This window comes from Neobacillus rhizosphaerae (assembly GCF_937468385.1).
Lineage (GTDB): Bacteria > Bacillota > Bacilli > Bacillales > Cytobacillaceae > Neobacillus > Neobacillus rhizosphaerae.
In genome coordinates this window covers 76,325-102,490 of the sequence record NZ_CALBWS010000009.1, presented here as the reverse complement: position 1 = coordinate 102,490, position 26,166 = coordinate 76,325, and the positions used below count along the sequence as shown (strand labels likewise).

The window sequence follows — 26,166 nt, the reverse complement described above, 5'->3', positions numbered from 1 at the left end:
TAAAAGCTACTTATTCATATTCGCTAAAAACCCGCCAAGCAGGTCGTCTACATCTAGTTCCTCTTCATTATTTTCTACCTTTACAAGCACTTCTTCCTGTTTCGCACTATCCCAATCAAACTCATCGAGATCATCCGTCCTATCATGTAATTTGAGCGCAGCAGATATTTCCTTCTGGCTGCTGCTTGGTCCATCGGTGGAAACGGCAAGTTCCTCGGGAAATACTTCCTCCTGAAGATATAAAGCCTCTTCAATATCCAGTGCGTTACTATTTAAAGCGGCAAGTAAGGAAGTTGAACGCACGGGGTCAGAAATCAGCTGATAGAGAATACTTCCTAATAATGCCTCAGAGTGCTCATGCTTCAACCAATCTCGTTGTGCTTTCGTTAAATTCTTTGGCAGCGGGATTGTGAGCAGTTCCTTTTCCCTGGAAAAAGAATGATTAACCCCTTGTAACACAAACTCCGCCATTTTACTTGAAAAATTCCTTCTCTCTGTTTCTTTTAATTTTTGCAGCTGTTTTAAAATATGGTCAGGTGTATCGGAAGGGACGCGAAAGGATAGTGCTTGGCCTCGTTTAATTTCATTAGCAGCAGGCTTTTTCATAGCATCACCTTATTTTAACTCTTGGCCGGAGCAGCTTTTTGTTTCTCCGTTCTTCTGACAAAATCTGTGATGAGTTTATAATAAGCATTAGCCATCATCCAAATACTTTCCTTATCGTCCTCAAAGAATTCGATATTATAGCCGTCCAAATTATTATTTAATGTTTTTAGATAGTCTTTTAAGACGTGGGCCCCACCGCCAACAAAATAGCAGATTTCCGTTTGCGAGTTTTTCTGCCACACATTTCGTAATAATCGATATTGTTTTTTCGCTAAATCAAGCAGGATACGATCAGTAATATCGTGAACGCTTGTCCTGCTTCCTTTCACCATTATATGATTGCGGTCATTTTTTCTCGTAATAATTTCAACCACATCACGACGGCTGTCCAGTTCGACGCCGTGCTTTGTTCTAATTTCTTCACGAATCGCTTCTAAAGATTCTGAGACCCCGAGGTTAAACCCTTGTGCCTTATCATCATCGACATTGCGATTTTTAATGACAGCAATATCGGTGGATAAACCGCCAATATCCTGAATTAAAATCCGCTTATCAATTAAATCCTTATTAATAATTTTTAAATGATTGTCCATGACAAGGTTAATAAAGGCGGCAAAACCTTCAGGGTAGACCTTTACTTCATTAAATTTGATATTTACCTTTAATCCCTGATATTTTGGTGTGACGAGAAATTCAACCTGGTGAACAGACCCAATTAATTTGGAGCGGTATCCAGCATCCTTGCCTTCCTTCACTTCACGAAGAGGCAGTCCTGTTCCTAAGGTATAATTAGCATCAATGACATTCTTTGTTCGAGGAAAGTCTCCTTTCACCGCATCCAAGGCCAGTGCTGCTAAAAGCATAATTAATGTTTGATCTTCCTCCGATTTACTGCTACCTGGGTCTAATTCGACAGCATTATTACTTTTAGCCGCTAGATTCCCGACACGATAAATCAGATTATTTTCTTTCAGGGCAGGGGAGTGAACTTTGATATGAATCCCATCTAACGGCTCTTTAGTATCAAGCTCTTCGATACCGATCACAGGCCGGTCTTCCGTGTCTCTTGCTACAATGTTAGGAATATTCATTTCATACTCTAATTCTCCGAAAATAGCCTTAATGGAATCATTGCCAACATCCACCGCTGCAATTCTAGATTTAGTCATAAAAAATCATTCCTTTCCATTTATTAGATTTATGCTTATAAGTAGTTCTCTATCTCTAGTACTTTCTATTAAGGCTATAGGAGATTAATAGATTCTTCAATGGTACCGACCAAAACGAAATACAAGTGTAAAAAAGTAAACATTTTGTAAACATAGAAAATCATGTAAACATTTTTGTAAACATTGCTGACAAATTTGTATACATGGCGTATTCAAGGGATGTAAACAGACTTGTATACATGTAAACGAATTTGTAAACTAGAAGTATACTGTAACGTAAACAAGTTTACGTTACAGTATACGTGAATGAAATGTTACAAATATTTCAGCAAAGAATTCTAGATAAAGAAAATACCTGAAGCATCGTTTATTTCAACTATCATCCAAATTGAGGCCCCGTAATCATAATAAAGGCCAATACAAAAGGCACCCTCTAAAAGGTGCCTTTGCAAACTATTAAACTATCACACAAAATTGGAGTCGAGTCTGACACTTCCTACTTCATTACCTTCCAAAATTCACCTGCAACCGCTTGATATCCTGTCAAGCTTAGGTGAATTTTTTGAGGATTTGGCAGGTATTCTAGAAACTTACTTGCAATCACTGTATCTGTTGGAACAAATGTATCGCCATGCTGGACAGCTTGGGATTGAATTTGACCATTAAATGCTGTTAACAACGGTAATAATTGCGCTTGTTGTTCTTGTGGCATATATGGGAATGGGTTGTAGTAGCCCATTACATAAACCTTCACCTTAGGATTTAGTTGATCAATCGTGCTCAAGATTGTGTTTAAATTTGTCGCTACCGTTGCAATTGCTGCCGGTGCTTGAGTTGGATTTGTTTGAATGACTGGAAGCAAATCATTAGCACCGATATCAAGAGTAATGTGAGTCGCTTCTTTGATTTCCTTTTGAACTTCTGCCTTGTTTAATTGGGCAATTAAATCCACCGTTGTATAACCCGAAACACCAAAGTTATCAAAATCAAGTAATTGATAAGATTTTTTGAAGTTCTGGGCAATATAATCAGGATAGCCTAAATCACCCTCCCGATCTTCTCCATATGGAGTCATGCCAGCTGCCAAGGAGTCTCCTAAAGCAACATATTCAACCTGAATCCATACACCATCTTCACCTAAAATATAACCATTAATCGTTGTTTTCGCGGCCATTTCTCCATTTACATAGAGATAATACCATTTACCAGCCAATTCCACCCAGCCGGTTGCCATTGTACCGCTATCACTGAGGAAATACTTTTTCCCAGCTAGATCCAACCAACCTGTTTTCATTGTGCCGTTAGATTCTAGGTAATACCATTTTCCTTTGAGGGAAGTCCAGCCGGTTCTCATCGCACCGCCAGCATCGAGATAGTACCATTCATTACCGGATTTAAGCCAGCCTGTTTTCATCGCGCCCGATTCATCAAGATAATACCTCCTACTTCGATCTAGCTGCCAGCCTGTTTTCATGACACCTGAATTATCTAGATAGTACCACTTCCCTCTGCTTGCTAACCAGCCTGTTTTCATCGCACCGCTTTTTTCAAGAAAATACCAATTTCCATTAGTTAATACCCAACCTGTCTTCATCACGCCTGAAGCATCAAAGTAATACCATTTTCCACCTTGGGAAAGCCAGCCTGTTTTAGCTGCTCCATTTTCATAAAAATACCAATTTCCATTTGCTTGGACCCAGCCATTTGAGCTAGCAGAAACGCCATTGGCTTTCGCAATTGCATCGAAGCTGCTATCAGAGTAGGTAATAATGACTGTTGTGTATAATTGAATTTGATTATACAGCCATCGAACTTCCTCGTTATGCATCCGTACGCAACCCGAACTTACATACTTGCCAATGGAACTTTCATTATTATTACCATGGATGCCGTATGTTGTACCATATGTACCCCTTGCTTCTAACCCCATCCACCGATTTCCTAACGGGTTTCGTGGGTCACCACCAGGGATATTATCCTTGTAATACGGGCGGTTGACAATCTTGGTGACAATTCTAAATTTACCCTCAGGGGTTAGATCCCTTGATCTCCCTGTTGCTACCTTAAAGGTTTTGACTAACTTACCGCCATTGTAATAGGCCATTGTGTTGATCTTTTTGTTGATGATCAGCAGCTGTGAATTGCCAGCTGCATCGGTTGGAATGTTAAAGAAAAAGATACTAAATAAGAGAACAAAAATAATCGATATTTTTTTCATATCTATCTCCCCAATTATGTAGTTACTACTAAAATAACATGTGAAATCAAAATATTTTGTCAGAATTTGGTGGGATTTTTGTATTTTTTTAAAAAAATAGTTTAATAGTCTTTATGTTTTCGACATTTCTATTTTTTTAGATAATAGGGGACAGTTGTAATTCCAATATCTTTATGACAAAACCAAACCCTCTATAGCGGAGCACTATGACAGGGGACACCATTCTGCCCATTTCCCTAGTTTTTATGTATAGATTTGTCATTATATCCAATATATACAGCAATAACGTCAGAATTCAAGTTTTTTGCAAACGACAGGTATTGTTCGCAATTCGGTGGATTCTTGAGACGAGAACAACAATCGTTTTTCACATTCTTAAAAATAAAACGATGAAAAAAGCATCCAATTGAATTAAATGGATGCTCAGGAGAAGTTTTTTCCTTAAAGTATTTTTTCTACGATTGATTCGATATCCTTGGTTGTTGGTTTTCTTGGATTTGTTGGCGTACAGCCATCAATTAGTGCAGCTTCACTTATTTTTCCAATCGAAGCTAGTAATTTCTCCTTAGTAATCCCGCAAGCTCGTAAGTTTACGGGCAGATGCAGCTCTTTTTTTAATTGATTGATATGCTTGATTAGGCTATTGACCCCAATTCTACTATTTGTGGCAGGAAAACCAACAATTTTTGCCAACTGAGCATATTTTTTAGCAGCGAAACTTTGTCCGCCAGCGGAAAAACCTTGTATTTCCGCATTATATTCAATCACCGTCGTTAATAAAAGCGCATTCATTCTCCCGTGCGGAATGTGAAATTGCGCGCCACAGACGTGGGCGATACTATGGTTGACTCCTAAGCCGACCATATTAAAGGCCATTCCTGCTAAACAAGAGGCGTGATGGACTTTTTCCCGTGCCTCTAAATCATTTCCATCTTTATAGCACCGCGGTAAATAGTCAAAAATCAGCTGAACGGCTTTTTCGGCAAACGCATCGGAAAAGTCATTGGCATTGGTAGAAACATAGGCTTCGATAGCATGGGTTAAAACATCCATCCCTGTGTCCGCTGTAACCGAAGCCGGCACTGATTTTACCAAGGTGGTATCTAAGATGGCTTCGTCTGGTAATAAACTATCCGCGACAAGTGGGTGTTTTACTTGATTTACTTCATCAGTTATGACGGAAAATGAAGTCACTTCTGTTCCTGTGCCGCTTGTCGTTGGGATGGCTATAAATTTTATCGCTTGCTGGTGTGGGGATAATTTTATCGAGAAATCTTTCATCGCCTTTGCCGCATCAATAGCTGAACCGCCCCCAATAGCAATCATAATCCCTGGTCCAAACTCTTGAATAGCTTTTACCCCAGCTGCCACTGTTTCAATCGGCGGGTCTGGGACAATGTCACTAAAAATAAAATAGTCATTATCCTTATTTTCAAGGCGGTTGGTAACTTCCTTCATCATCCCTGACTGTTCAATAAACGGATCCGTAACAATAAACACTTTTTCACTTGTTATTTTCATCAGCCTATCTAATGAGTTTTCCCCGATAAAAATATTCGTTCGAAAAGAAATTTCCTTCATTTAAAAAATCTCCTTGAAGTTAGTAAAAAACCAATCTATTTAAGATAAACCTACTTACTCTAACTATACTATTACGACACCCCTCTTACAAATGACTTTTTCATGGATAAGCTACCTCAGGTGATAATAGGAAAAATGGTGCCTGACACCATAGAACTTGAAAATATACGGACAGTTAGGTATTCTTAGACATACAATTATCCGCTTAAGGTGTGGTATAACATGCGTATTAATAAATTTATTAGTGAGTCTGGTAAGGCCTCAAGAAGAGGGGCCGATAAATTAATTAGTGAAGGTAGAGTCACGATCAATGGCAAGGTCGCCGAAATCGGCAGCCAAGTCGAGCCTGGGGATCATGTCCGTATTGACGGCAACTCCATCAATGTCTCAAAAAACTACGTCTATATTGCTTTAAATAAGCCCGTAGGAATTACTAGTACAACAGAACGGCATGTAAAGGGGAATATTGTTGATTTCGTCAACCATCCCTTACGGATTTTCCATATCGGCCGCTTGGATAAGGATTCCGATGGCTTGATATTGCTTACGAACGATGGCGATATTGTCAACGAAATTCTGCGTGCGGAAAATAAGCATGAAAAAGAATATATTGTCACCGTCGATAAGCCCATCACTGCTGAGTTTTTAAAAAGAATGGCCGCTGGTGTAGAAATTCTAAATACAAAAACGCTTCCTTGTAAAGTAACACAGCTTTCTAAATATGTTTTTCAAATTGTTTTAACACAGGGATTAAACCGGCAAATCCGCCGGATGTGTTCAGCACTTGGCTATGAGGTTGCCAGGCTGCAACGGACGCGAATCATGAATATCCATTTAGGCAACCTCCCGATTGGCCAATGGAGAGACCTATCAAAGAGGGAACGTAATCAATTATTTGAAGAGCTAAACTATGAGCCAAAAGAATGGTAAAAAATTAGAGGATGGATCGAAACATTAACAGTGGTTTCGGTCCAGCCTCTATTTTGTATTGAAAAGAGGCTATTAACTACACAGTTATTTCACTTGGCTGTCTTTCATCTTGACGAAGTTCTTTAATGAGAAGTCCTCCAACTACACATTAAAGGGCCATAAGACCCTTGCTGATGGAAGTTTCACTCTATGCAATTTAGAGTAGATTATGCAAATTTTCATAATTTGGAAGACTTCTTTTTGATAAAACGTTCTTTAAAACGAAGAAAATAAACGACCTAGAAATTAATCCAAGCAGGATGCTACAGGAAAAAATATTGGCACGAAAATTGCAACTATTTTGAATAATTGGTTATTTTTTTATTTAAGGGAGGTCTGATGAACAATTGAATAGCAGTTAGGTCCAGCAGACCTGTCAAACAAAATGAAACCCCTTTCATTTTGTTCCTATTTATTAACAAAAATACGAATAAAAAGGAGCGCTGATAAATTTGGAGAATGTTACCCTTAAGCGATCATTGGGACTATGGGCAATCGTTGGACTTGGACTTGGTTATATGACACCCACCATTGTATTTGATACATTTGGGATTGTGTCTAGTGAAACAAATGGAGTGGTCCCACTTGCCTATCTTACAGCCTTGGCTGTTATGTTGTTTACAGCGATTAGTTACGGAAAAATGGTACAGGTTTTTCCTAGCGCAGGTTCGGCCTATACGTATACAAGGGAGACGATAAACCCGCATCTTGGATTCATTGTTGGCTGGGCGGCGCTACTTGACTATATCCTTCTTCCAATGGTTAATGCCTTGATTATCCGAATTTATATGGTATCTATTTTTCCTGAGGTGCCAGCCTGGATTTGGGTTGTTAGTTATGTCGCGGTCGTCACCGCCATTAATGTGTGGAGTATGGGTAAAACCTCCAGTTTGAATTCCCTTCTTGTTATTTTTGAACTTGTCTTAATTGGAGCCTTTATTGTTCTTGCCTTTGTTAAGCTTTCCCAAGGGATGGGACAGGGGACCATTTTAACGACTGCGCCACTGTTTCATTCCGATATCCATCTTGGGGCTATTTTGACAGGGGCAACTGTTGTTTGTTTCTCCTTTATTGGCTTTGATGCCGTAACCATGTACGCAGAAGAGGCTAATGATATCAAAACGATGCCAAAAGCAATCATGTTGACCGTATTTATCGGCGGGGCTATCTTTTTTATCGCCGGTTATTTCGCCCAAGCGTTATTCCCAGATGTCTCCAATTTTAAAGTAACCGACGACACCCTCCCTGAAATCGGCCTGTTTGTGGGCGGTACACTCTTTCAACTGATTTTTCTCGCTGGTGCCTTTGCTGCAACCGTTGCTTCCGGACTTGCATCCCACGCAAGTGTCTCCCGGCTATTGTACGTGATGGGCCGGAATGGCGTCCTGCCAAGGAAGCTGTTCGGCTATGTTCATCCGAAATTCCGAACACCTGCTTTTAATGTCATCCTGGTTGGCGTTGTTTCCCTGCTTGCCATCTCGCCTAGTCTCGAGTTAATTTCTTCCGTAATCAACTTTGGAGCACTGATTGCCTTTACCTTCGTCAACCTATCCGTCATTGCCCATTTTGTATTTCGACAAAAAAGGTATAAAACAGCTAAAGATATTTTCGCTTACTTAATTATGCCGATTATCGGGGCCGGATTAACGGGCATTTTGTGGTACAACTTACATGCTGATGCCCTCTTAGGTGGTATTGGATGGATTGTAATCGGGTTTATCTATATGCTTTTCCAAACAAAATTCTTTAAAATCAAAATTGCTGATTTAAAAATTGATGAGGCGGAAAGTACTTCATCCCTCTCGTAAAAATTCAGAAGTACGGAATAACGAAAGTCTAGGAAAAAACCATTGATTGGCAAGTGCCTTTTCAACGGTTTTTTTTCCTACGTGCTTTTCCCATCTGTCACCGCTACGTTGCAGTCATTACCATATTTATCAAAAAACACTCTCAACATCTTGATTAAAGGACTAAGCGGATTTGATTTCCTGCAGGATCGCTTGTTAAATAATAATCCGCTTCTTCTACAATTGGCGCACCTATTTGCCGCAGTTGTTTGAGCACTTTATCTCTTTCTCCTTTATCAGGGAAAACTAGCGTGTACCAATTTAATCCGACACTATTTCTTGGTGCTGTAAGTGCCCCCACTCCCTGCCAAGTATTAATGGCAATGTGATGATGATAACCCCCGGTGGAGAGAAACGCTGCTTGAGGATAGTAGCTGACAATCTTAAACCCAAGCCCCTGTGTATAAAACTCTTCTGCCTTTGGCAAATTGGAAACATGCAGGTGAATATGACCCATAACTGTGCCAGCCGGCAAGCCCGCCCATTCTGCATCGCTCTCCGCCAGAATCCCTTCCCCATCGAGCTCTTCCGTAGCCATTTCTACTAAGCCATTATTCCACTTCCACTCATTCGAAGGACGGTCTCGATATACTTCAATCCCATTTCCGTCTGGATCGGTTATATACAGGGCCTCACTCACATAATGGTCCGCTGCTCCGAGTGGATATCCCGTTTGGAGCAAATGTCGTAAAAAGACAGATAAATCTGCACGGTTGGGCAGTAAAATGGCAAAGTGATACAAGCCTGATGTACGTCCTGCTTTTGGAATCACATCCATTGGCTGCTCAAGTGTTAGTAACGGTGTTTTTCCGTTTGCCGTTAACACTGCTTTATTACCGTTCTTCTCTAATACCTGAAAACCGATTATATTTTGATAGAAGGTTACGGCATAGTCCAGGTTTTTAACGTTAATATTGACTTCACCGACAAATATATTTGGTTTTTGATGAAACCACTCCATAGTCCTCATTCCCTTCATTAAATTCCTTGAATTTTTCGTTCCCTACTAATTTATTATTCAATGTCACGACAAAATAAATTCAGTGTAAATTATTATCTCGAATTAAAAATATTATAATTCGAGATAAATGAAATGTAAATAATAATATGCAAATTTTCCTTTTTTTATATTCCTTCATCGTTTGTAAATATAGCTGGTGTAACCATCAAAACTCATTTCCACTCATGCAAGATGGTAACCCCTCGATTGACTACAGATGAATTATATGAGAAAACATAAGAATAGAGATAATATATGAAAGGGGGATCTCAATGGAACAGCGCTCACTTATTTTGCTTGGTTTGCTCATGAGCCAAAGTCAGCATGGATATCAAATTAATGATTTTATTGAGAGAAACTTAAGTACTGTTACAGACATGAAAAAGCCTACTGCGTATGCAACCTTAGATAAACTCAACCAAAACGGATATATTGATATTCAGTTCGAGCAAGAAGGAAATAGACCGACCCGAAAAGTATATTCCATAAATGAAAATGGCAAGCAATATTTTTACAAATTACTATTAAATAATTTATCTTCAGCAGAAAGTGTTAATTACCAAGGAGATATTGGGTTAATGTTTATTGACTTTCTCCCGTTGGAAAAAACAATACCTGCATTACAAGATCGGTTAAATAAAAATAAAAATTTAATCGAGATATTTAAACAAACCCCAGCCCATGGAATAAGGAGCGGGGTCAACCTTGCAGTAGAACATAAAATTACAATGCTAGAAGCAGAAGTTAGATTTCTTGCAAAAACCATTAATATTCTTATTCAAGAATCCGAGTAATTCTACCTCTAATAATGAAAAAGACAAGGGAACCCTGTTATTGATTGGGTTCCCTTGTTTTGCTGTTAGTGGCTTCAACCATATCCCCTTCTATTTCAACCTTACTTTTTCCATAATGATTGAATGGCATTATTTTTTTAAAAAAATCATTTAAAATTTGACGCTTTAAACCAAAAAGGAATTTCGCAAATGAATTCTTACCACATTTTTTAGAAACACTACAATACGACGAGAACGAATGTAAGGAGTTGAAAAGATGAACTTACATAGTGGGAAATTTTATTGGCAAACAACGTTGCCTAATCCCCCTGCATACCCTGTTTTAGAAGAAAACATAAACTGTGATGTCCTTATCATTGGGGGTGGATGTTCAGGGGCCCACTGTGCAAACTTTCTAAGCGATACGGACCTCAAAGTGGTTGTTATTGATAAACGAAAAATTGGAACAGGCAGTACTTGTGTTAACACCGCTCTCATTCAATATTTAGGAGATAAAATGCTGTTTGAATTAGTAAACAGCTTTGGTGAGGACGCAGCTATTCTACATACGAAATTATGCGAAGAAGCCATTAATGATATTGAAAAAGCTTCGCTAACGAGTGATATTGATACGGAGTTCAAGCGGAGAGATAGTCTTTATTATGCCAGTGATCATGAAGGCAATGAAAAACTTAAAAAAGAGTTTTATTTTCTTCAAAAACATGATTTTAAAGTTGATTGGCTTACAAAAGAACAAATAAGGAAACGTTATTCTTTTGAAAAGGAATCCGCACTTTATATTTATAATGACGGGGAAATTAATCCATTTAAATATACTCATGGACTACTGTTACATGCTCAAAAAAAAGGGATTCAAATTTTCGAGAATACAAAAATTAGCGGGAAAAAATTACAAAAGAAAGTCGCAACTTTTTATACTGAAAATGGCTATTCCATTCAAGCACGTTATGTCATTATTGCTGCAGGTTATGAAGGGTTAGAATTTAAGCGAGAGAAAAATAGTGTCATATCGAGCACGTATGCCGTCGTAACAAACCCGGTAGATGACTTTACAAATTGGTATAAGCAGACACTCATTTGGGAAACAGCTCGGCCTTATATTTATATGCGAACGACTCAAGACCATCGGATTATCATCGGCGGATTAGATGTAAATACCACCTATCCTGAAGATCGTGATGCTAAAATCATTCATAAAAAAGAGCAGCTAATTGAGGAATTTAATCATTTATTCCCAAACATAGTCGTTTATCCCGAGTTTTACTTAGGAGCATTTTATGGAGGTACTCATGATGGCCTGCCGATAATCGGGGAATATGAAGAGTTTCCTAATTGCTATTTCTTATTTGCCTACGGGGATAATGGCCTTGTTTATAGTAACGCATTGGCAAAAATAATGAGAGATGTACTAGTAAACGGATCCCATCCCGCTATGGACCTGTATCATCAAACTCGGAGTTAAAAATTAACCAAATAAAAGAAGCGTCAAGGACATTGACTTGTCCGTTAACGCTTCCTTTGACTCACAGCTTGCAGTAGCACATTAACGCACTGAGAGTCAGGCACCCCATTTTTCTTTCTTTTATCCAGACGTAGGCTGACCAAAATTGAGATTTTGCTGGATCAATTGATTTGTTTGCATTTGTGTTTGCTGATAGGTTTGCATTTGCTTGGTAATCTCCTGATTGACAGCGGGTGATGAGGTATTATACCAACCATGTTGTGCCATTAATTGATATGTCTGATCCTGAAGCTTTAATGTACTTTGCAGAAGTTGCTCAAACATCTGCCGGACCGCCGGACAATTCGATTCAGTAACCGCCGTGGTATATTCCCTTGCAGTTCGTTTTAAATCCGCTAAAAAAGTATAAACGATGTCTTGATCTTGAAGCACAGGTGTCTGTTGATTCATAAAAATATCCTCCTTCTCTCTTTACTATTGCTTTGGTGCAAGTGGAGCATGCTGTTGTAAGGTCGTTAACAATTGTTGATAATGCTGTTTATGCTGTGGTGTGAATTGTTGAAACAATTGTTGGATAGCAGGGTTTTGCGTATGGGACAAGGCAACAACGGTCTGTTTAATTAATAAATCCTCATTTGACATTGAATCCGTAATGTACTCAAGCTCTTTCGCAGTTATTGGCTGCATCATCGTATCCCTCCTTTTTATCATCCTTACTTTTTCCATATTGAGTGAATTTACTCACGAATTCTTACGAAATTTGTTCGAGATACTCTTAATTAAGCCTGTAGACAGAATCCCTTGAGAATACATTCATTCTCAAGGGATTCTGTAAGGTTTTCTAATCAAATTTCTATAGACTACACCATTTTGGTCGTAGGTAGTAAGTTTATTTATGACCATAATACCGATTTCTATTCTTATCATGGTGTTAGCCCTAATCACTCTATGTTTCCTTTTTATGGTCTTCTTCCTTTTTATGGGTTTCTACCTTTTTATAGATTTCTACCTTTTTATAGGTTTCTACCTTTTTATAGGTTTCTACCTTTTTAAGTTGTTTTTCCTTATCACGCTGTTTATTCGTTGCAACTACTTCTTTTGAGCCCTGATTTTCTAGCCTAGGTCCTCTTTTGTCCATTTCCACTTTAGTTTCTATTTCATTTTTCTCTTTTTCAGGTATATTAGTGTGGGGGATTTCAATGGCTTGCTTCCAAACTTCCAAAATCTCATCCGCTACTCTTTTCCACTCATATTTCGTGACGGCAAATTCTCTTCCTTTTACCCCCATTCTTTTCATCAGTGACTTATCCGATAATATTTCTGTAATTTTTTCTGCAAAACAGCTTGGATCTTCCGGGTTATCAACCACAAGTCCGTTCTCTCTTTGTCTAATAACTTCCGCATTTCCTCCCCTTGCCGTTGTAACGATGGGAAGTCCCGCTGCCATCGCTTCATAATGAACACGTGCTAGAGGTTCTTGCCAAAGGGAAGTACAGACAAATAAATCTGCCGTTGCAAACCAGTTCTGAATTTCAGCTGGCGATACAAAACCTGTTGCCACAACTGGTATTGGCTGTCTTTTTGCTAATGCCCTAGTATATGCCACATAATCCGTTACGTCATTTTGACTAAACCATTTACTTCCGACAACTACTAAAGCTAAATCTTTGAATTTAGCTGATAGCTGGGGTAATGCTCGAATTAGCCTATCTACTCCTTTGTTTACCGAAAGCCTTCCGGCAAATAATATGACCGTTTTATTCTCTAGCCCGTGTTGTTTTCGATTGGCATTTCGTATGTGGCGCATTTTTGGATGGTCTCCAGGCAAAAAACGCTCGGTATCTACACCAGAGTAGATGGTGCGGATTTTTGATGATGTTTCCGGATAAAGAGTTCGAATGACATTTCCAACATAATCACTGACTGTTACAATATTGGAGACTTCTTCTAGCGCTGCATTAGCTTCGACAGGATTAATTTTTTCTATATTGAACATATCATTGTGCATGCTTAAGGTAATTTTTGATTGTGGTGCTACACTTCTGATTGGCATAACAAGTCGTGGACGATTAAAAATGTGGATAAGATCAAATTGATTGGCTTCAACAAATCGGACAACCTCTTCTCGATATAGTTCTAATACCTTCCCTGTTACTCGAACATATTTGATGCCCTCTTTTACTTCTTTATCAGGAAGAGATGGATCACTAATCCCCAAAACAGTAATATCATGAAATTTACTTAAGTGGGGGAGAGTACCAGAAATATAAGTTTGGATAGCTCCACCTAATACTGGAGGGACAGGTAGTTTTTCTGTACATACCATTAATATTTTCATATTTTTTTACTTCCTCCAGTCATTTTGAATTTCGTTTAACGTAGGCCATTTTGATTGATCGGTGTCGACGATCGTTTGAATTAATTGTGTTGTCACTTCATTTAAAAATAGTTCCGGCTCATATACGACTTCTTTAATATTTTTATAAAATTCATTAGGAAGGGAGAAATCGATCATTAATAGCTCATAGAGTTCAGGAGTTAGTGGACTTGCCTCATGGTAAGCTCTTATCATTTCTCGTACCCATGTCACATCCCAATGATATAAATCGGCCATCGTACCCGAAATTAGTTTCCTTAAATCACGAATTGGAAGGTCGTAGGCGACACCATCTAGGTCAATAATCCACATACCGTTTGGTCCCATTTGGCCGTTTGACCAACCATAGTCCTGATGTACCAGCCCCCAACTCGTATTCCCTTTTTCTACCAACGATAAATAACTTGATTGATTAAGATCGACTAGGCTTTTTCTAGCCTGATCTTGAAATCTATCGACCACACTCAATATAGATTGACTTGCAGGCATCTCCTTATAAGCTATAGCAATGTTTCGGAACCAATCCATTTTCCTGACCATTTTCCCGTAGCTTTTTGGCCATTTGGTCAATCTTGAAGCAACTTCAGCTTGACGGGGTGGTATATACCCTTTGCTTAACTCGTGAAATTCCCCAAGCGCGTAACATAGCTGTTTTGCTCCTGCCAAATCCTTTGTTACCGGTGCCAATGGTTCAATCCATTCGGCAACAAACCATAATTTTCCGCCTGCTTCAATGTACTCCTCTCCACTCTTCGTTTTGACGATAGCTGGTACTCTTGCTCTCTGAACTTCGACTAAGTATTTTTGAGCCCTGAGGCTAAACATACTTCTGGTTGGTCTACGATGTAACAGCTTTAAACTTTTTGGTCCTGAATCCGTTTCAAGTTTCCATATGGCCCCACCTTTATCTGGCTTCGTTGTTACCACCTGCATGCTTCTAACTTGAAAACTGTAATGTTTTAAAACCTCAACAGCTAGCGTATTAATATAATCCGGAATAAAAAATTCATGAGTAAGTTCATTCACATCCCATGGTACAATCGCAAAATTATCCAATATATCCCTCCTACAAATTTTGAGCACTCCATAAACTCAACATTTCTAAATTAGAGTGAAATGCTTTTAAAAATACATATTTCACATTTTTTAGACCTCATTAAATAATATGAATTTGTCCAAGTATGGTGAGGGGTCAATTGCGGATTCTGAATCATAAAGCCAGGCATCATGCTTGTATTGGATAATTTCTCCTTATGATTTTTAAGAAGCGCTTATTTTTTTGGTAGAAGCTCTCCTTAGCGCCCTTTACTTTCTTTTAAGAATTGCAGAACCGCCCGTTTATAACTGTTTGTCCGAACTTTCTTGTTTCTTATTACATATCATATTTCAACGATGGAAAGGTAAGGAGGGATAGAAGATTAATAACATTGCTGGTCGTATATTTGTAACCGGTTGTGCGGGCTTCATTGGATTTCATCTTTCTCAGCGTTTATTAGAGGAAGGCATCCAAGTGCTAGGCATTGATAATATTAATGATTATTATGACACGAGCTTAAAATTAGATAGGTTAGGTATTTTAAAGAGGCATCAGAATTTTAGTTTCGTAAGAGGATCTCTAGAAAACCTTGAGTTATTGGAAAGTCTCTTTGAACAAAATGATATCGACATTGTCGTTAATTTAGCAGCTCAACCAGGTGTAAGATACAGTTTTAAGAATCCCCAATCGTATATTCAATCCAATCTTGTTGGCTTTGCTAATATTTTAGAATGCTGTAAAAAACAGCCAATCAAACACCTCATTTACGCCTCATCGAGTTCAGTCTATGGAAATAATAAAAAAGCCCCATCTTCTGTTACTGACCGTGTTGATCAGCCGATTAGTTTATATGCCGCTACTAAAAAAGCCAATGAATTAATGGCTTATACGTATAGTCATATATATAAACTACCCACAACCGGATTGAGATTTTTTACTGTTTATGGCCCTTGGGGCAGACCTGATATGGCCGCGATTAAATTTTCAAATGCCATTATTAACCACCAGCCAATTGAGGTATATAACTATGGAAAGATGAAAAGGGACTTTACTTATATTGATGATGTAATAGAATCCGTATTTCGTTTAATAAAAAAAGGGCCACCTTCTGAAGCAGTTTCGTTTCATAAAATCTATAACATAGGTAATCATCAACCTGTTGAATTAAATAATTTTATCCAATTGCTAGAAAAGCATCTAGATAAAAAAGCGGTGTTGAAATTACTACCATTACAGCCTGGCGAGGTTTTGGAAACCTTTGCAGATATCGAAGAATTAGCAAACGATATTAACTATACACCAACGACGACGATTGAAGAGGGAATCAACAAGTTTACCAAGTGGTTTAAAGCGTACAAAAAACTTCCGTAAACATCCTATATTCGTTTATTTTGATTGGGACAACCTGTTGCTTAAAAGGCCACTTGTCATTTTTACAATTGTAGCAACCTATAGGAGCGGCAACTTTGACACCTATGATTTTTCACGACAAATTCTCTTGTTCAACAAATAGATTTTCTTTATTCACTTATTCATAAAAAAAATCCCTTAAGAATATTGTTCATTCTCAAGGGATTTTTTGCTCTCTTTTATCCTGATACCGGCTAAATTTTCCTCATCAAATTGATAAAAACAATCTTCTAAAATCTAGGGAGTTTCGTCTTCCAAATGAACTTTATTTAAGCCTCTTTTTGTTCTGAAACAACTGTTTCCTGTCTTTTTATTAAGTTGACGAGTAAATAGACAATCGGAGTAGTCGCCATTGATGCAAAAAATTTAAAGACATATTGAGTTAGAATTAAGCTGACCAGAACAGCCATTGGCATCGTACCATAGAAAGCAATCGTAATGAAAATGGTGGTGTCTATCAATTGGCTCAGCATGGTGGAAGCATTATTACGTAGCCATAGCTTTTTTTGCCCATGGATGGTTTTTAATTTATTGAACACAAAAACATCCAAATTTTGACTTATCGCGTATGAAATTAAACTAGCAATAATAACCCGAAAACTCCCGTTTAAAATGGTCTGGAACGACTCCTGATCATTAAATATAGGTGCTGCAGGCAAGTGTATCGTAATGGTGATGAAAAGAAGGGCAAGAATTTGCATAATCAATCCGGCTTTTACAGTTCTCTGTGCTTCTTTTTTCCCATAAACCTCAACGATTACATCTATAATGGGAAAAGTAAATATATAAATTACCACGGCAGCAGGAAGTATAATCCCATTTCCAATGCTAAAAAGCTTAACTGCCACAATGTTTGCTAATATTAAAAGTCCAACAAATATGCCATTTAAATATAATATCATTGCTTTATTCCTTCCTTTATCGATTATCCACTTTTTCAGGATAGAGGTCATGATTCATCAAACGAAAATGGGCCATCTCTTCATACTTCGTACCAGGTTTCCCATAATTGCACCATGGATCAATCGAAATTCCTCCACGTGGTGTAAATTTCCCCCAAACCTCAACATACCTTGGATCGAGTAATTTAATTAAATCGTTCATGATAATATTGACACAATCCTCATGGAAATCTCCATGGTTTCTGAAACTGAAAAGATATAGCTTCAGTGATTTGCTCTCGACAATTTTTTGATTAGGGACGTACGAGATGTACATCGTTGCAAAATCAGGCTGATGCGTCAGTGGGCATAAACTAGTGAACTCCGGACAATTAAACTTCACGAAATAATCACGATTCGAGTGAAGATTATCTACGGCCTCCAATACCTCAGGTGAATAATCGAAAGAATATTGTGTATGTTGATTCCCCAATAACGTTAAATCCTTTAATCCCTCTTCATGGCTTCTTCCAGACATAAAAAAACCCCCTTCTAAAATGTATCCCAACACTTTTTAAAAGAGAGATCTGCTCCACCATTCTATATTGCAACTATAAGGATTAAAACATAAAAAAGCCACGTCCGGTATGGACATGGCATATTGTCATGTATCCATAGTTTTTTATAGAGGGTATCAGCTATGAACCTCTCCCGTTCAAGTACGGGTATCTCATCCTCATATGATATAGAATACCTAGCAAAACGTCAAATGGAAATAAATATAATTTACATGCATATTTTATTTTTCCAAAACATGAATGGAGTTTTCAGGTCAATTTCCCATGGGGAAACTGTCTTATAGAACAGCTCTATAGGACAATATCTCCCTGTCATACCGGAAAACTGGCTTATAGAACAACTCTATAGGACAATATCTCCCAGGCATACCAGGGAACTGTCTTATAGAAGAACTCTATTGGACAATATCTCCCAGTCATACCGGGAAACTGGCTTGATCATATAAAAGGAGTTCTTCCTTCATTCTAATAGGATCATAATATGCTGAAAAAAAACTATTTCACAAGACTATGAATCATATCCTTTAAAAGTTGTGGTAAAACTTCAAGTGCATATGGCAAATAAAGACGCTCGGTCTTTTTATGAGCATCCTTCCCGATAGGACCAATATTGACAATTGGAATATTGAGAAACTTAGACTGTTCAAACGGATAAACGAAATCAGTTCCCCAGCCGGCAAAATTATTAGACAAGGTATCGATATCCTTCTTCGTTCCTTTAAAGGCAAATTCACTTAAGTCGGAGATACCCTCGTAAATTTCTCCAATAGAAACTGACATGTCATACTGTTCTTTAGCTAATTTTACCAATCGATTTGCACATTCAATTATCTTAAGCTCTTCGACTGTCTTTCTTTCGTTGAAGCCCGATGGACAGAATGGCGGCAAAAATCCAACAATTACTGTAGGCCCCTTTAAACCAGTTACATCAATAAAATGATTAACTAGCTTCATGCCCCTGTCCTGCAGCTCTAGTTCCTGCGGCAGACTACGAAGAAACTCCTCCGTAATTTCCTCTGTCGAGAGTCCTGTTGACTGCTCTGCCATTTTTACCAATTCTACATATTCAATAACCTGAGGTATAAACTCTTTCTTTTCGGTATGGGTATGCTGCTCTGACCAATTTTTACTATAGTCATCCAATGCTACATCCAATGCCTTCTTAGCAGCATCCTTCATCAACTCCAAAACTTCATCAGGAGTCTTGGAAATAAATAAGCAATTGTAATACATGGCAATCCGTTCAATAACGGTTACAGAATATGTCGGCTTCAGGTCATAGACCTTCAAGCACGTAAGCGGCGGATAGGTCACACCCATAAATGTATCTGCAAATTGGCCATTTCCCTCAAGTATTCCTCCGAGCTTAAAGGCAATTAACGACGCTGGAATTCCTTCAAAATATTCCCCGACATGTGTCTCCTTACCAAGAATGAAGGTAAAAGGAGTATACATACCGACAGTACCGAGATGGATCCAGCCATGATCTTTATTTTCTTGAGTGATGCTGGGCTCGCTGTCAATACAGCAAATGAATTCATAGCCGTCTTTCTTTAATTCACCCAAATAACGGATGGCTTCATGAATTCCGCAGGCATTATTTTCTTCATCCGCCACAGCCAGATAAAGAAGATTTGCATCCAGGGCTGCGGTATTCTTTGAAAACTCGGCAAGTACGGCCGCCTGGATAATTAAGCCTGATTTCATATCGGCAGTTCCCCGTCCGAAAATCCAGTCTCCAGATTCCAGGTCCTGTCTTGCCTCCTCCGAAATAACTTCATCCGCGATCAACTTTGTGTATACTTCCGGATCGAATGCTTCTTCACTTAAATTCCCGCACACATCAGTATCCACGACATCAAAATGACCCATTAAGATGATGGTTTTCTTCGTTTTATTCTTTGCCTTGACCCATGCACAAAGATTGGAGCGTCCGAGCCGATCCTCTTGGATTGGCTGAATAAATAAATCACTAGGATTTTCTTGGTAATACGGTAGTTTCTTTAGCTCTTCATATAAGAATCGTGGTGCTTCTTTTTCCCCTTCTGAATCGGTCACACTTTTCACTTGGCAAAATTTCAACAATGTTTGATAGATTGATTCGGGTGAATTATTCAGACTTCTCGACACGACTAATCTGCTCCCTTACATAGGTTGGTAACATGAACGCACCGCGATGAACATCTGTATTATAATATTTTGTCTCAATGCCCAATTCCGTCCATTTTTCTGGTCGGAAGTCATGAAGCGGATGGAATTTCTTTGATGCAAATCCAAACAGCCAATGACCGGAAGGATAAGTAGGCATATGATATTGATAAACTTCGGAAATTGGAAACAGCCTGTTGATTTTTGATATCGCACGGCGCATTTCCTTCGCATTTTTTTCATAAAAAGGACTTTCACATTGATTCACTAGAATCCCATCGTCTGTTAAGGCATTGTAACAGTTCTGGTAAAATTCATTTGTGAACAACCCTTCCCCCGGGCCTATCGGGTCAGTAGAATCAACAATAATCAAGTCATATTTCTCTTTCGTATTCCGTAAAAATTCGGCACCATCTTCAAAATATAGAGAAACCCTTGGGTCGTCTAACCTGCCTGCAGTTAAAGGTAGGAATTTCTTTGCTGCCGCCACTACCATCTCATCAATTTCGACCATATCTATTTTTTCAATTGATGAATAGCGTGTTAATTCACGAACTGTTCCGCCATCACCACCTCCGATAACAAGTGCTTTTTTAATCGCAGGGTTTGTTGCCAATGGAACGTGGACAATCATATCATGATAGATGAATTCGTCCTTCGATGTTAGCATAACAATGCCATCAATAATCAGAAATATCCCCATTTCTTCGCTATCAAAAATATCGATTTGCTGGTAAGGGCTTTTTCCCGTGTATAAATGCTCTTTTACTTTAATTGAAAATTTAATGTTATCGGTTTGCAGTTGTGAATACCATAATTCCACCTAAACCACTCCTTTTTTGTAAAAGCTCAAAAGCTGACCCATTTTAGATCTTAAAGTAAAGACCCTATGGGACAGCTTTTTCTTATTTATTCAACATCTAGGTTTTTTAGAGGTTTAATAAGTTCCGACTAATTCTTTAGCTGATTCGAAAACTTCACCTAATACCTTATCTAATTCAGCTTTAACTTCTGCAACTTTAATAGCATCTGGCTTATTTAAGCCTAAGAAATAGACGAGCAGTCCACGCATGGCTGTAAGTCTGTTTTCTGCTTCATCAAATACAAGAGAAAATTCGGAATCAATCACTTCATTAGTTACTTCTTCACCACGAGATGCAGGTAAGCAGTGCATAAATTTAACACTAGGTTTAGCCTTTTTGGCTAGATCCATCGTAACCTGGTATTTTGGATAGAAGATCGCCAATCTTTCTTCTTCAGATAATTCAGCATCGTATAGACCATACCATACATCAGTGTAGATAAAATCTGCATCCTTTAAAGCTTCATCAGCATTATCTGTGATGAAGAAGCTACCGCCTGAAACTTTGCAGTTTTCTTCTAAAATCTTAATATGGTTTTCTTTCAACTGATAACCTTTTGGTCCAAATTGGACAAAGTTCATCCCCATTTTAGTAGTAATAAATCCAAGTGATGCACAAACTTGAGTAGCATCTCCGACAAATACTACTTTGCAATCCTCCATTTTTTTACCTGCTGGAAGGTGCTCGATCATGGTAATAATATCGCCAATTTCTTGAGTTGGATGGTTGTAATCAGACATGGCATTGATAACAGGGATTGTTGAATTATTAGCTAAATCTACCACTGATTTATGTCTGTCTACACGAGCCATCAAAATATCTACTAATCTTGAAAGAACACGGCTTGTATCTTCAATTGTTTCATGTCCACCAAGTTGAATTTGACCTGGAGCTAAATATTGTGCATGTCCACCAAGCTGTTCCATAGCTGTTTCAAATGATACACGTGTTCTTGTTGAAGATTGTTGAAAAATCATTCCTAATGTTTTGTTTTTAAGAAGTTGTGGATAATTGCCAGCTTTAATACATTTTTTAATAGAAAGAGATATGTTAACTATATCCATTAGTTCTTTCTTAGTAAAATCATTTGTGTCAATAAAGTTTCTTACAGTCATTGTCATTTCCTCCTTAAGTATTGAGAATTAGTTATAGCTTTGTCATTAAATGGGTGGATTGGCTATTTGACAGGATTTCAATTTTTATTTTTGATTAATTGATCCTGTTAATAAAAATGTTAATTATTTTGTTTTTTAATCATTTAGTTATTGTCAGCTTTGCAGAAGTAAGCCCTTAACTATTACCAACACCCCCTTTAAGAGCAGCGCACAAAAGGCTATCTAACAGATATAGTTGGCAATTCGTCAGTAATCAAGGTTCCTGTTTCACCCTTAATTGCTAATGAGGCTTTTTCTAAAGAAGCAATAACTGCTTTTTTACCTTTACCACTTTGGGCAAATTGAATAGCAGCCTGTACTTTAGGAAGCATACTTCCAGGTGCAAAATGACCCTCACTGCAATAATCAAGAGCTTGTTTAGTTGTAATTTCTGTTAACTCAGCCTGATTCGGCTTGCCCCAGTTGACCGCTACTCTATCAACTGCAGTTAGGATAAACAAATAATCTGCATTGACAAGCTCCGCTAATTTAGCAGAAGCAAAATCTTTATCGATAACAGCTGCTACACTTTGATAATCGCCATTATCATCGACAACCACCGGTATTCCGCCACCGCCGCATGCAATGACAACAAACTCTTGATCCACAAGACTTACAATGGAATCACGTTCAACAATATCAACCGGTTTTGGTGAAGCTACCATTTTGCGCCATCCTCTGCCAGCATCCTCTGCATAAACTTCACCAGGGTGGTTCTCCATTAAGATGTTCGCAGTTGCTTCATCATAATAACCGCCTATCGGCTTTGTTGGGTTTGAAAATGCAGGGTCATTTCCATCCACGACAACCTGTGTTACAATTGTTCCAACTTGCCAAGGCATACCTTGTTTTCTTAATTCTTTCTTGATTCCATTTTGCAGATGGAAGCCGATATACCCTTGGCTCATTGCCGAACATTCTGGAAGATCCATTTGTGGAATTTTCCCCTCAATCTTTGAAGCTTTTTCAAATGCCAGCTGAATTATACCTACTTGCGGGCCATTTCCATGACTAATAATAATCTCATGACCGTCTTTAATCAGACTTACTAGAGCATGAGCAGCTTCATCAATACATCGTATTTGCTCAGCAGGTGTATTTCCAAGTGCATTTCCTCCGAGAGCAATGACAATTCTTGACATATTCGATTACCTCTTTCTGTCATTCTTAATAGTTGTTGTCAGGAAGTTTTTGATTTCTATTTAATAGTTTTTACAAGCAATGAAAATGAACTTGAAACCCGACAAAATTTTTAGCCTATCAGCTCTAACGTTTTTCCTGCCGGGACACCAGAAGGCTGCTGCTGGGTAATACAATGGATATTTCCGCCGCCAAGCAGGATTTCTCTTGCATAAACCCCTACTACTTTACGATCTGGATATAATTCTCTGAACAATTCTAATGCTTTTTCATCATTTGGATCGTTAAATAGAGGGATAATTACGCCTCCGTTTGCAGTGTAGTAGTTTGCGTAAGAAGCAGCTAATCGGTCACCCTCGACACGAGGCAGCGTTCCGTCTACACTATCTACACCTTCGCTTTCTTCTTTTGTAATCAATACTGGTGATGGGACAAACAATTTATGAATTTTAATTTTACGCCCCTTCGCATCTGTTTCACTTGTTAAAATGTCATAACATTCTTTGGAAATTTTATATTGTGGATCCGTTTTATCATCTGTCCAAGCTAAAACCACTTCACCTGGCCGTACATAGTTTAAAATATTATCAACGTGACCGTTTGTTTCATCTAGATAAATCCCGCGCTTTAGCCAAATAACTTTTTCAACATTTAAATAATCTTTTAAAATGTTCTCGATATCTTGTTTGGATAAATTCGGATTACGCCCCTCACTGAGCAGGCATTCTTCCGTTACAATCAATGTACCTTCACCATCAACATGAACGGATCCGCCTTCAAGTACAAAGTTTTTTAATCGATATCTGTCTTTGCCCTCAAGATCGCAAACCTTTTGTGCAACACTATCATCAGCATCCCAAGGGAAATAAAGTCCATCGACAAGGCCGCCCCAAGAATTAAATGCCCAGTCTACGCCACGCACATCACAAGTTTCATCATTTACGACAAATGTTGGACCAACGTCGCGCATCCAAGCATCGTCGGTAGACATTTCGACAACACGAATATTTCCAGGCAACATGTTGCGGGCGGTATCATACTGTACCCGGCTGGCAACCATAGTCACTGGTTCAAAGTCAGAAATTGCTTTTGCAACTTCCACAAATGCATGTTGGGCTGGCTTTCCGCCGAAGCGCCAATTATCAGTCCGTTCCGGCCAAATCATCCAGCATCCATCATGGTGCTCAAATTCACCTGGCATCCGATATCCGTCATTTTTAGGATTACTATGCAATGTTTTCATCGTGAATATCTCCTTTATCATTTCTTTTTTGCTTCAGACTTCTATGAATGAGTAATTCTCCAGCAACAACCGCGATAATCGTACCTATAAGTAATGGCAGTTTGAACATCACTTCTTCTTCACTAAAATCAAGTGGTACTATCGTGAAAATGACGGAAGAAACTAATAAAACAAGTGGTACATAGGTAATAATCTTCAATAAAAAACCTGTCGCCTTTACCTTGAATGGACGTTCCCGATCAGGATCAATTTTCCGCAGTTTTAGGAAAGCTGGGAACATAAAGATATAAGATGCAAGCAAAGTGACTAAGTTTAATGCAAAGAAGCTCCAGAAAATATCCTCTAAACCGAAATAATTCATAACTGGAATAAGCAATACTAGAATGGAGGCTAGCATTCCATTTAGTAATGGAGCACCAATCGGCATGTCTGTCTTATCACTTTTCCATTTAAAAATCTTAGGTAAACTGTTGTTTTCACTGGCATAGAGTGCTACATAATTTACTCCGTATGCCCAAGAAATCAGATTTGCTGCCAACGTGAAGATGAACATCAATCCGATAATTGTTACAAACCATGCTCCAGCAGGGCCCACTAATATCGAGAAACTATCGATCAAGCCGCTATCAGTCGTTAGCTGGTCAAATGGAACGGCTACACCAATTCCAAATGCGGCTAGCAAGTAAAACACAGCAATCAATATTCCGCCCATTATAAGCGCTTTCGGTATGTCTTTTTGTGGATTATTCATTTCACCTGACATCGATGCTACTACCTCAAAACCAAGGAAATTAAAGATAATAACTGACAGGAACGAAAGACTCGTAATGTCAAGCGAAGGCATCATCGTTTTAATGGTGAAAGTGTTTGCTAAACCTTTTGTTACTGCAAAATAAATACCAATTGCACCAAGACTGACCATAATAAACACTTTAAAAATAGCTGCTAAATTTAGAATCCATTTGCTGTCACTAATTCGGAATAAGCTGACTCCCGTTACCAGCCAAATAAAAACTATTGGGATTACAATGGAACTAACTGACCCGAATTTAAAACCAGAAATTTGTGTTATCGTAGTTGGGATGAGTACTGCAAGGGATCCCATCCATAGTGGATAGTTGATCCAATAATACCAAGCGACCCTACCGCCATTTCTTGGGCCAAAAGCACGTTTCACCCAATCATAGATCCCGCCTTCATCGTCATAGGTCGTTCCAAGCTCTGCTGAAACCAAACCATATGGCAAGAAGAAGCCAAGCAATAGCAGTATCCACCAGAAAAATTGTGATGGTCCAACAGCTGCAGCTGGGGCGACAGATTCTGCCACAAGAACAACTGTTACAGCCATAAGTACTGAGTCAAATAAACGAAGCTTTTTTTTACTTTCCATCGTAAACACTCCATATGAACTTCATTTTTTACAAATATGATTTTTGCGAACATTTCTGCAGTAATGTTTACACCCCTATACTAATGCTGAACATTTACTATGGAAATAGCTTTTAAGCGTTTAGATTCCGGGGCGATATTATTAAAAAATGTTCCAAAACATGAAACATTTCCCTGTAAAAAGGCAGATAATTCATGTGCTTGTAAAACATGTTTCAAACGATGAAACATGTTTTACAACACAACAAAAAGAGGCCTCCAAACTATGTTTTTCATAGTTTGGAGGCCTCTTTTTGAAGTA

General features: G+C 38.4%; 22 protein-coding genes and 1 riboswitch. Of the genes, 5 read left to right on the top strand and 17 right to left on the bottom strand.

Annotated features, from left to right (window positions below; genetic code table 11):
* Positions 1 to 6: 6 nt before the first annotated feature.
* The 4 genes from M5A78_RS09515 to M5A78_RS09490 form a co-directional block, all read right to left on the bottom strand.
* On the bottom strand, positions 7 to 606 hold the full coding sequence (locus tag M5A78_RS09515) for a hypothetical protein (protein ID WP_248735032.1): 600 nt from the start codon (positions 604 to 606) through the stop codon (positions 7 to 9).
* Between the two features lie 14 nt (positions 607 to 620).
* The gene (locus tag M5A78_RS09510; protein ID WP_248735031.1) at positions 621 to 1,775 is read right to left on the bottom strand and encodes a ParM/StbA family protein; all 1,155 of its coding nucleotides are present in this window, start codon (positions 1,773 to 1,775) and stop codon (positions 621 to 623) included.
* 496 nt (positions 1,776 to 2,271) lie between these two features.
* The gene (locus tag M5A78_RS24790; protein ID WP_319942268.1) at positions 2,272 to 3,993 is read right to left on the bottom strand and encodes a L,D-transpeptidase family protein; all 1,722 of its coding nucleotides are present in this window, start codon (positions 3,991 to 3,993) and stop codon (positions 2,272 to 2,274) included.
* Positions 3,994 to 4,434: 441 nt separating this feature from the next.
* Positions 4,435 to 5,574 (bottom strand): 1-propanol dehydrogenase PduQ, encoded by a 1,140-nt coding sequence (locus tag M5A78_RS09490; RefSeq protein ID WP_248735030.1) that lies wholly within the window; start codon positions 5,572 to 5,574, stop codon positions 4,435 to 4,437.
* Between the two features lie 222 nt (positions 5,575 to 5,796).
* Between M5A78_RS09490 and rluF the strand changes: the two genes are divergently transcribed.
* Together rluF and M5A78_RS09480 are read left to right on the top strand one after the other, a co-directional pair.
* Positions 5,797 to 6,504, top strand: coding sequence for a 23S rRNA pseudouridine(2604) synthase RluF (gene rluF / locus M5A78_RS09485; protein WP_248735029.1), 708 nt, complete (start codon positions 5,797 to 5,799; stop codon positions 6,502 to 6,504).
* Between the two features lie 491 nt (positions 6,505 to 6,995).
* Positions 6,996 to 8,351, top strand: coding sequence for an APC family permease (locus tag M5A78_RS09480; protein ID WP_248735028.1), 1,356 nt, complete (start codon positions 6,996 to 6,998; stop codon positions 8,349 to 8,351).
* 154 nt (positions 8,352 to 8,505) lie between these two features.
* Here M5A78_RS09480 and M5A78_RS09475 read toward each other — a convergent pair whose 3' ends face one another.
* Positions 8,506 to 9,351 carry a VOC family protein gene (locus tag M5A78_RS09475; protein WP_248735027.1) on the bottom strand — a complete coding sequence of 282 codons (846 nt, stop codon included), beginning with the start codon at positions 9,349 to 9,351 and terminating at the stop codon, positions 8,506 to 8,508.
* A gap of 311 nt (positions 9,352 to 9,662) precedes the next feature.
* Between M5A78_RS09475 and M5A78_RS09470 the strand changes: the two genes are divergently transcribed.
* A complete protein-coding gene (locus tag M5A78_RS09470) occupies positions 9,663 to 10,184 on the top strand; it encodes a PadR family transcriptional regulator (protein ID WP_248735026.1) in 522 nt (173 codons plus the stop codon).
* Positions 10,185 to 10,440: 256 nt separating this feature from the next.
* Positions 10,441 to 11,646 (top strand): NAD(P)/FAD-dependent oxidoreductase, encoded by a 1,206-nt coding sequence (locus M5A78_RS09465; protein ID WP_248735025.1) that lies wholly within the window; start codon positions 10,441 to 10,443, stop codon positions 11,644 to 11,646.
* A 120-nt stretch (positions 11,647 to 11,766) separates the two neighbouring features.
* Here M5A78_RS09465 and M5A78_RS09460 read toward each other — a convergent pair whose 3' ends face one another.
* The 4 genes from M5A78_RS09460 to M5A78_RS09445 all read right to left on the bottom strand — a co-directional run bounded on the left by M5A78_RS09460 (position 11,767) and on the right by M5A78_RS09445 (position 15,079).
* Positions 11,767 to 12,096, bottom strand: coding sequence for a spore coat protein (locus tag M5A78_RS09460; RefSeq protein ID WP_248735024.1), 330 nt, complete (start codon positions 12,094 to 12,096; stop codon positions 11,767 to 11,769).
* Positions 12,097 to 12,120: 24 nt separating this feature from the next.
* Positions 12,121 to 12,336 carry a hypothetical protein gene (locus M5A78_RS09455; protein ID WP_248735023.1) on the bottom strand — a complete coding sequence of 72 codons (216 nt, stop codon included), beginning with the start codon at positions 12,334 to 12,336 and terminating at the stop codon, positions 12,121 to 12,123.
* Positions 12,337 to 12,592: 256 nt separating this feature from the next.
* Positions 12,593 to 13,984, bottom strand: a complete 1,392-nt coding sequence (locus M5A78_RS09450; protein ID WP_248735022.1) for a glycosyltransferase family 4 protein — start codon at positions 13,982 to 13,984, stop codon at positions 12,593 to 12,595.
* A 6-nt stretch (positions 13,985 to 13,990) separates the two neighbouring features.
* Positions 13,991 to 15,079, bottom strand: a complete 1,089-nt coding sequence (locus tag M5A78_RS09445; protein WP_248735021.1) for a CotS family spore coat protein — start codon at positions 15,077 to 15,079, stop codon at positions 13,991 to 13,993.
* 382 nt (positions 15,080 to 15,461) lie between these two features.
* Between M5A78_RS09445 and M5A78_RS09440 the strand changes: the two genes are divergently transcribed.
* Complete coding sequence (locus M5A78_RS09440) at positions 15,462 to 16,430, top strand: GDP-mannose 4,6-dehydratase (protein ID WP_319942270.1); 969 nt, start codon at positions 15,462 to 15,464, stop codon at positions 16,428 to 16,430.
* Positions 16,431 to 16,738: 308 nt separating this feature from the next.
* Here the strand turns inward: M5A78_RS09440 and M5A78_RS09435 are convergent, their stop codons facing one another.
* From M5A78_RS09435 to M5A78_RS09400, 8 genes are all read right to left on the bottom strand, one after another.
* Positions 16,739 to 17,371, bottom strand: coding sequence for a queuosine precursor transporter (locus M5A78_RS09435; RefSeq protein ID WP_248735020.1), 633 nt, complete (start codon positions 17,369 to 17,371; stop codon positions 16,739 to 16,741).
* Positions 17,372 to 17,387: 16 nt separating this feature from the next.
* Positions 17,388 to 17,888, bottom strand: a complete 501-nt coding sequence (queF, locus tag M5A78_RS09430; RefSeq protein WP_248735019.1) for a preQ(1) synthase — start codon at positions 17,886 to 17,888, stop codon at positions 17,388 to 17,390.
* A gap of 130 nt (positions 17,889 to 18,018) precedes the next feature.
* Positions 18,019 to 18,065, bottom strand: a riboswitch (PreQ1 riboswitch).
* 358 nt (positions 18,066 to 18,423) lie between these two features.
* The gene (locus M5A78_RS09425) at positions 18,424 to 20,058 is read right to left on the bottom strand and encodes a M20/M25/M40 family metallo-hydrolase (RefSeq protein WP_248735018.1); all 1,635 of its coding nucleotides are present in this window, start codon (positions 20,056 to 20,058) and stop codon (positions 18,424 to 18,426) included.
* Complete coding sequence (gene speE, locus M5A78_RS09420; RefSeq protein WP_248735017.1) at positions 20,039 to 20,899, bottom strand: polyamine aminopropyltransferase; 861 nt, start codon at positions 20,897 to 20,899, stop codon at positions 20,039 to 20,041. The genes M5A78_RS09425 and speE overlap by 20 nt, the downstream gene beginning before the upstream one ends.
* Positions 20,900 to 21,013: 114 nt before the next feature.
* A complete protein-coding gene (gene ptcA / locus M5A78_RS09415) occupies positions 21,014 to 22,054 on the bottom strand; it encodes a putrescine carbamoyltransferase (RefSeq protein ID WP_248735016.1) in 1,041 nt (346 codons plus the stop codon).
* Between the two features lie 218 nt (positions 22,055 to 22,272).
* Positions 22,273 to 23,235 (bottom strand): carbamate kinase, encoded by a 963-nt coding sequence (arcC, locus tag M5A78_RS09410; RefSeq protein ID WP_248735015.1) that lies wholly within the window; start codon positions 23,233 to 23,235, stop codon positions 22,273 to 22,275.
* A gap of 110 nt (positions 23,236 to 23,345) precedes the next feature.
* Entirely contained in the window at positions 23,346 to 24,476 is a 1,131-nt protein-coding gene (gene aguA / locus M5A78_RS09405; protein ID WP_248735014.1) for an agmatine deiminase, read from the bottom strand.
* Positions 24,460 to 25,866 carry an APC family permease gene (locus tag M5A78_RS09400; protein WP_248735013.1) on the bottom strand — a complete coding sequence of 469 codons (1,407 nt, stop codon included), beginning with the start codon at positions 25,864 to 25,866 and terminating at the stop codon, positions 24,460 to 24,462. Before M5A78_RS09400 ends, aguA begins: the two co-directional genes overlap by 17 nt.
* Positions 25,867 to 26,166 lie beyond the last annotated feature (300 nt).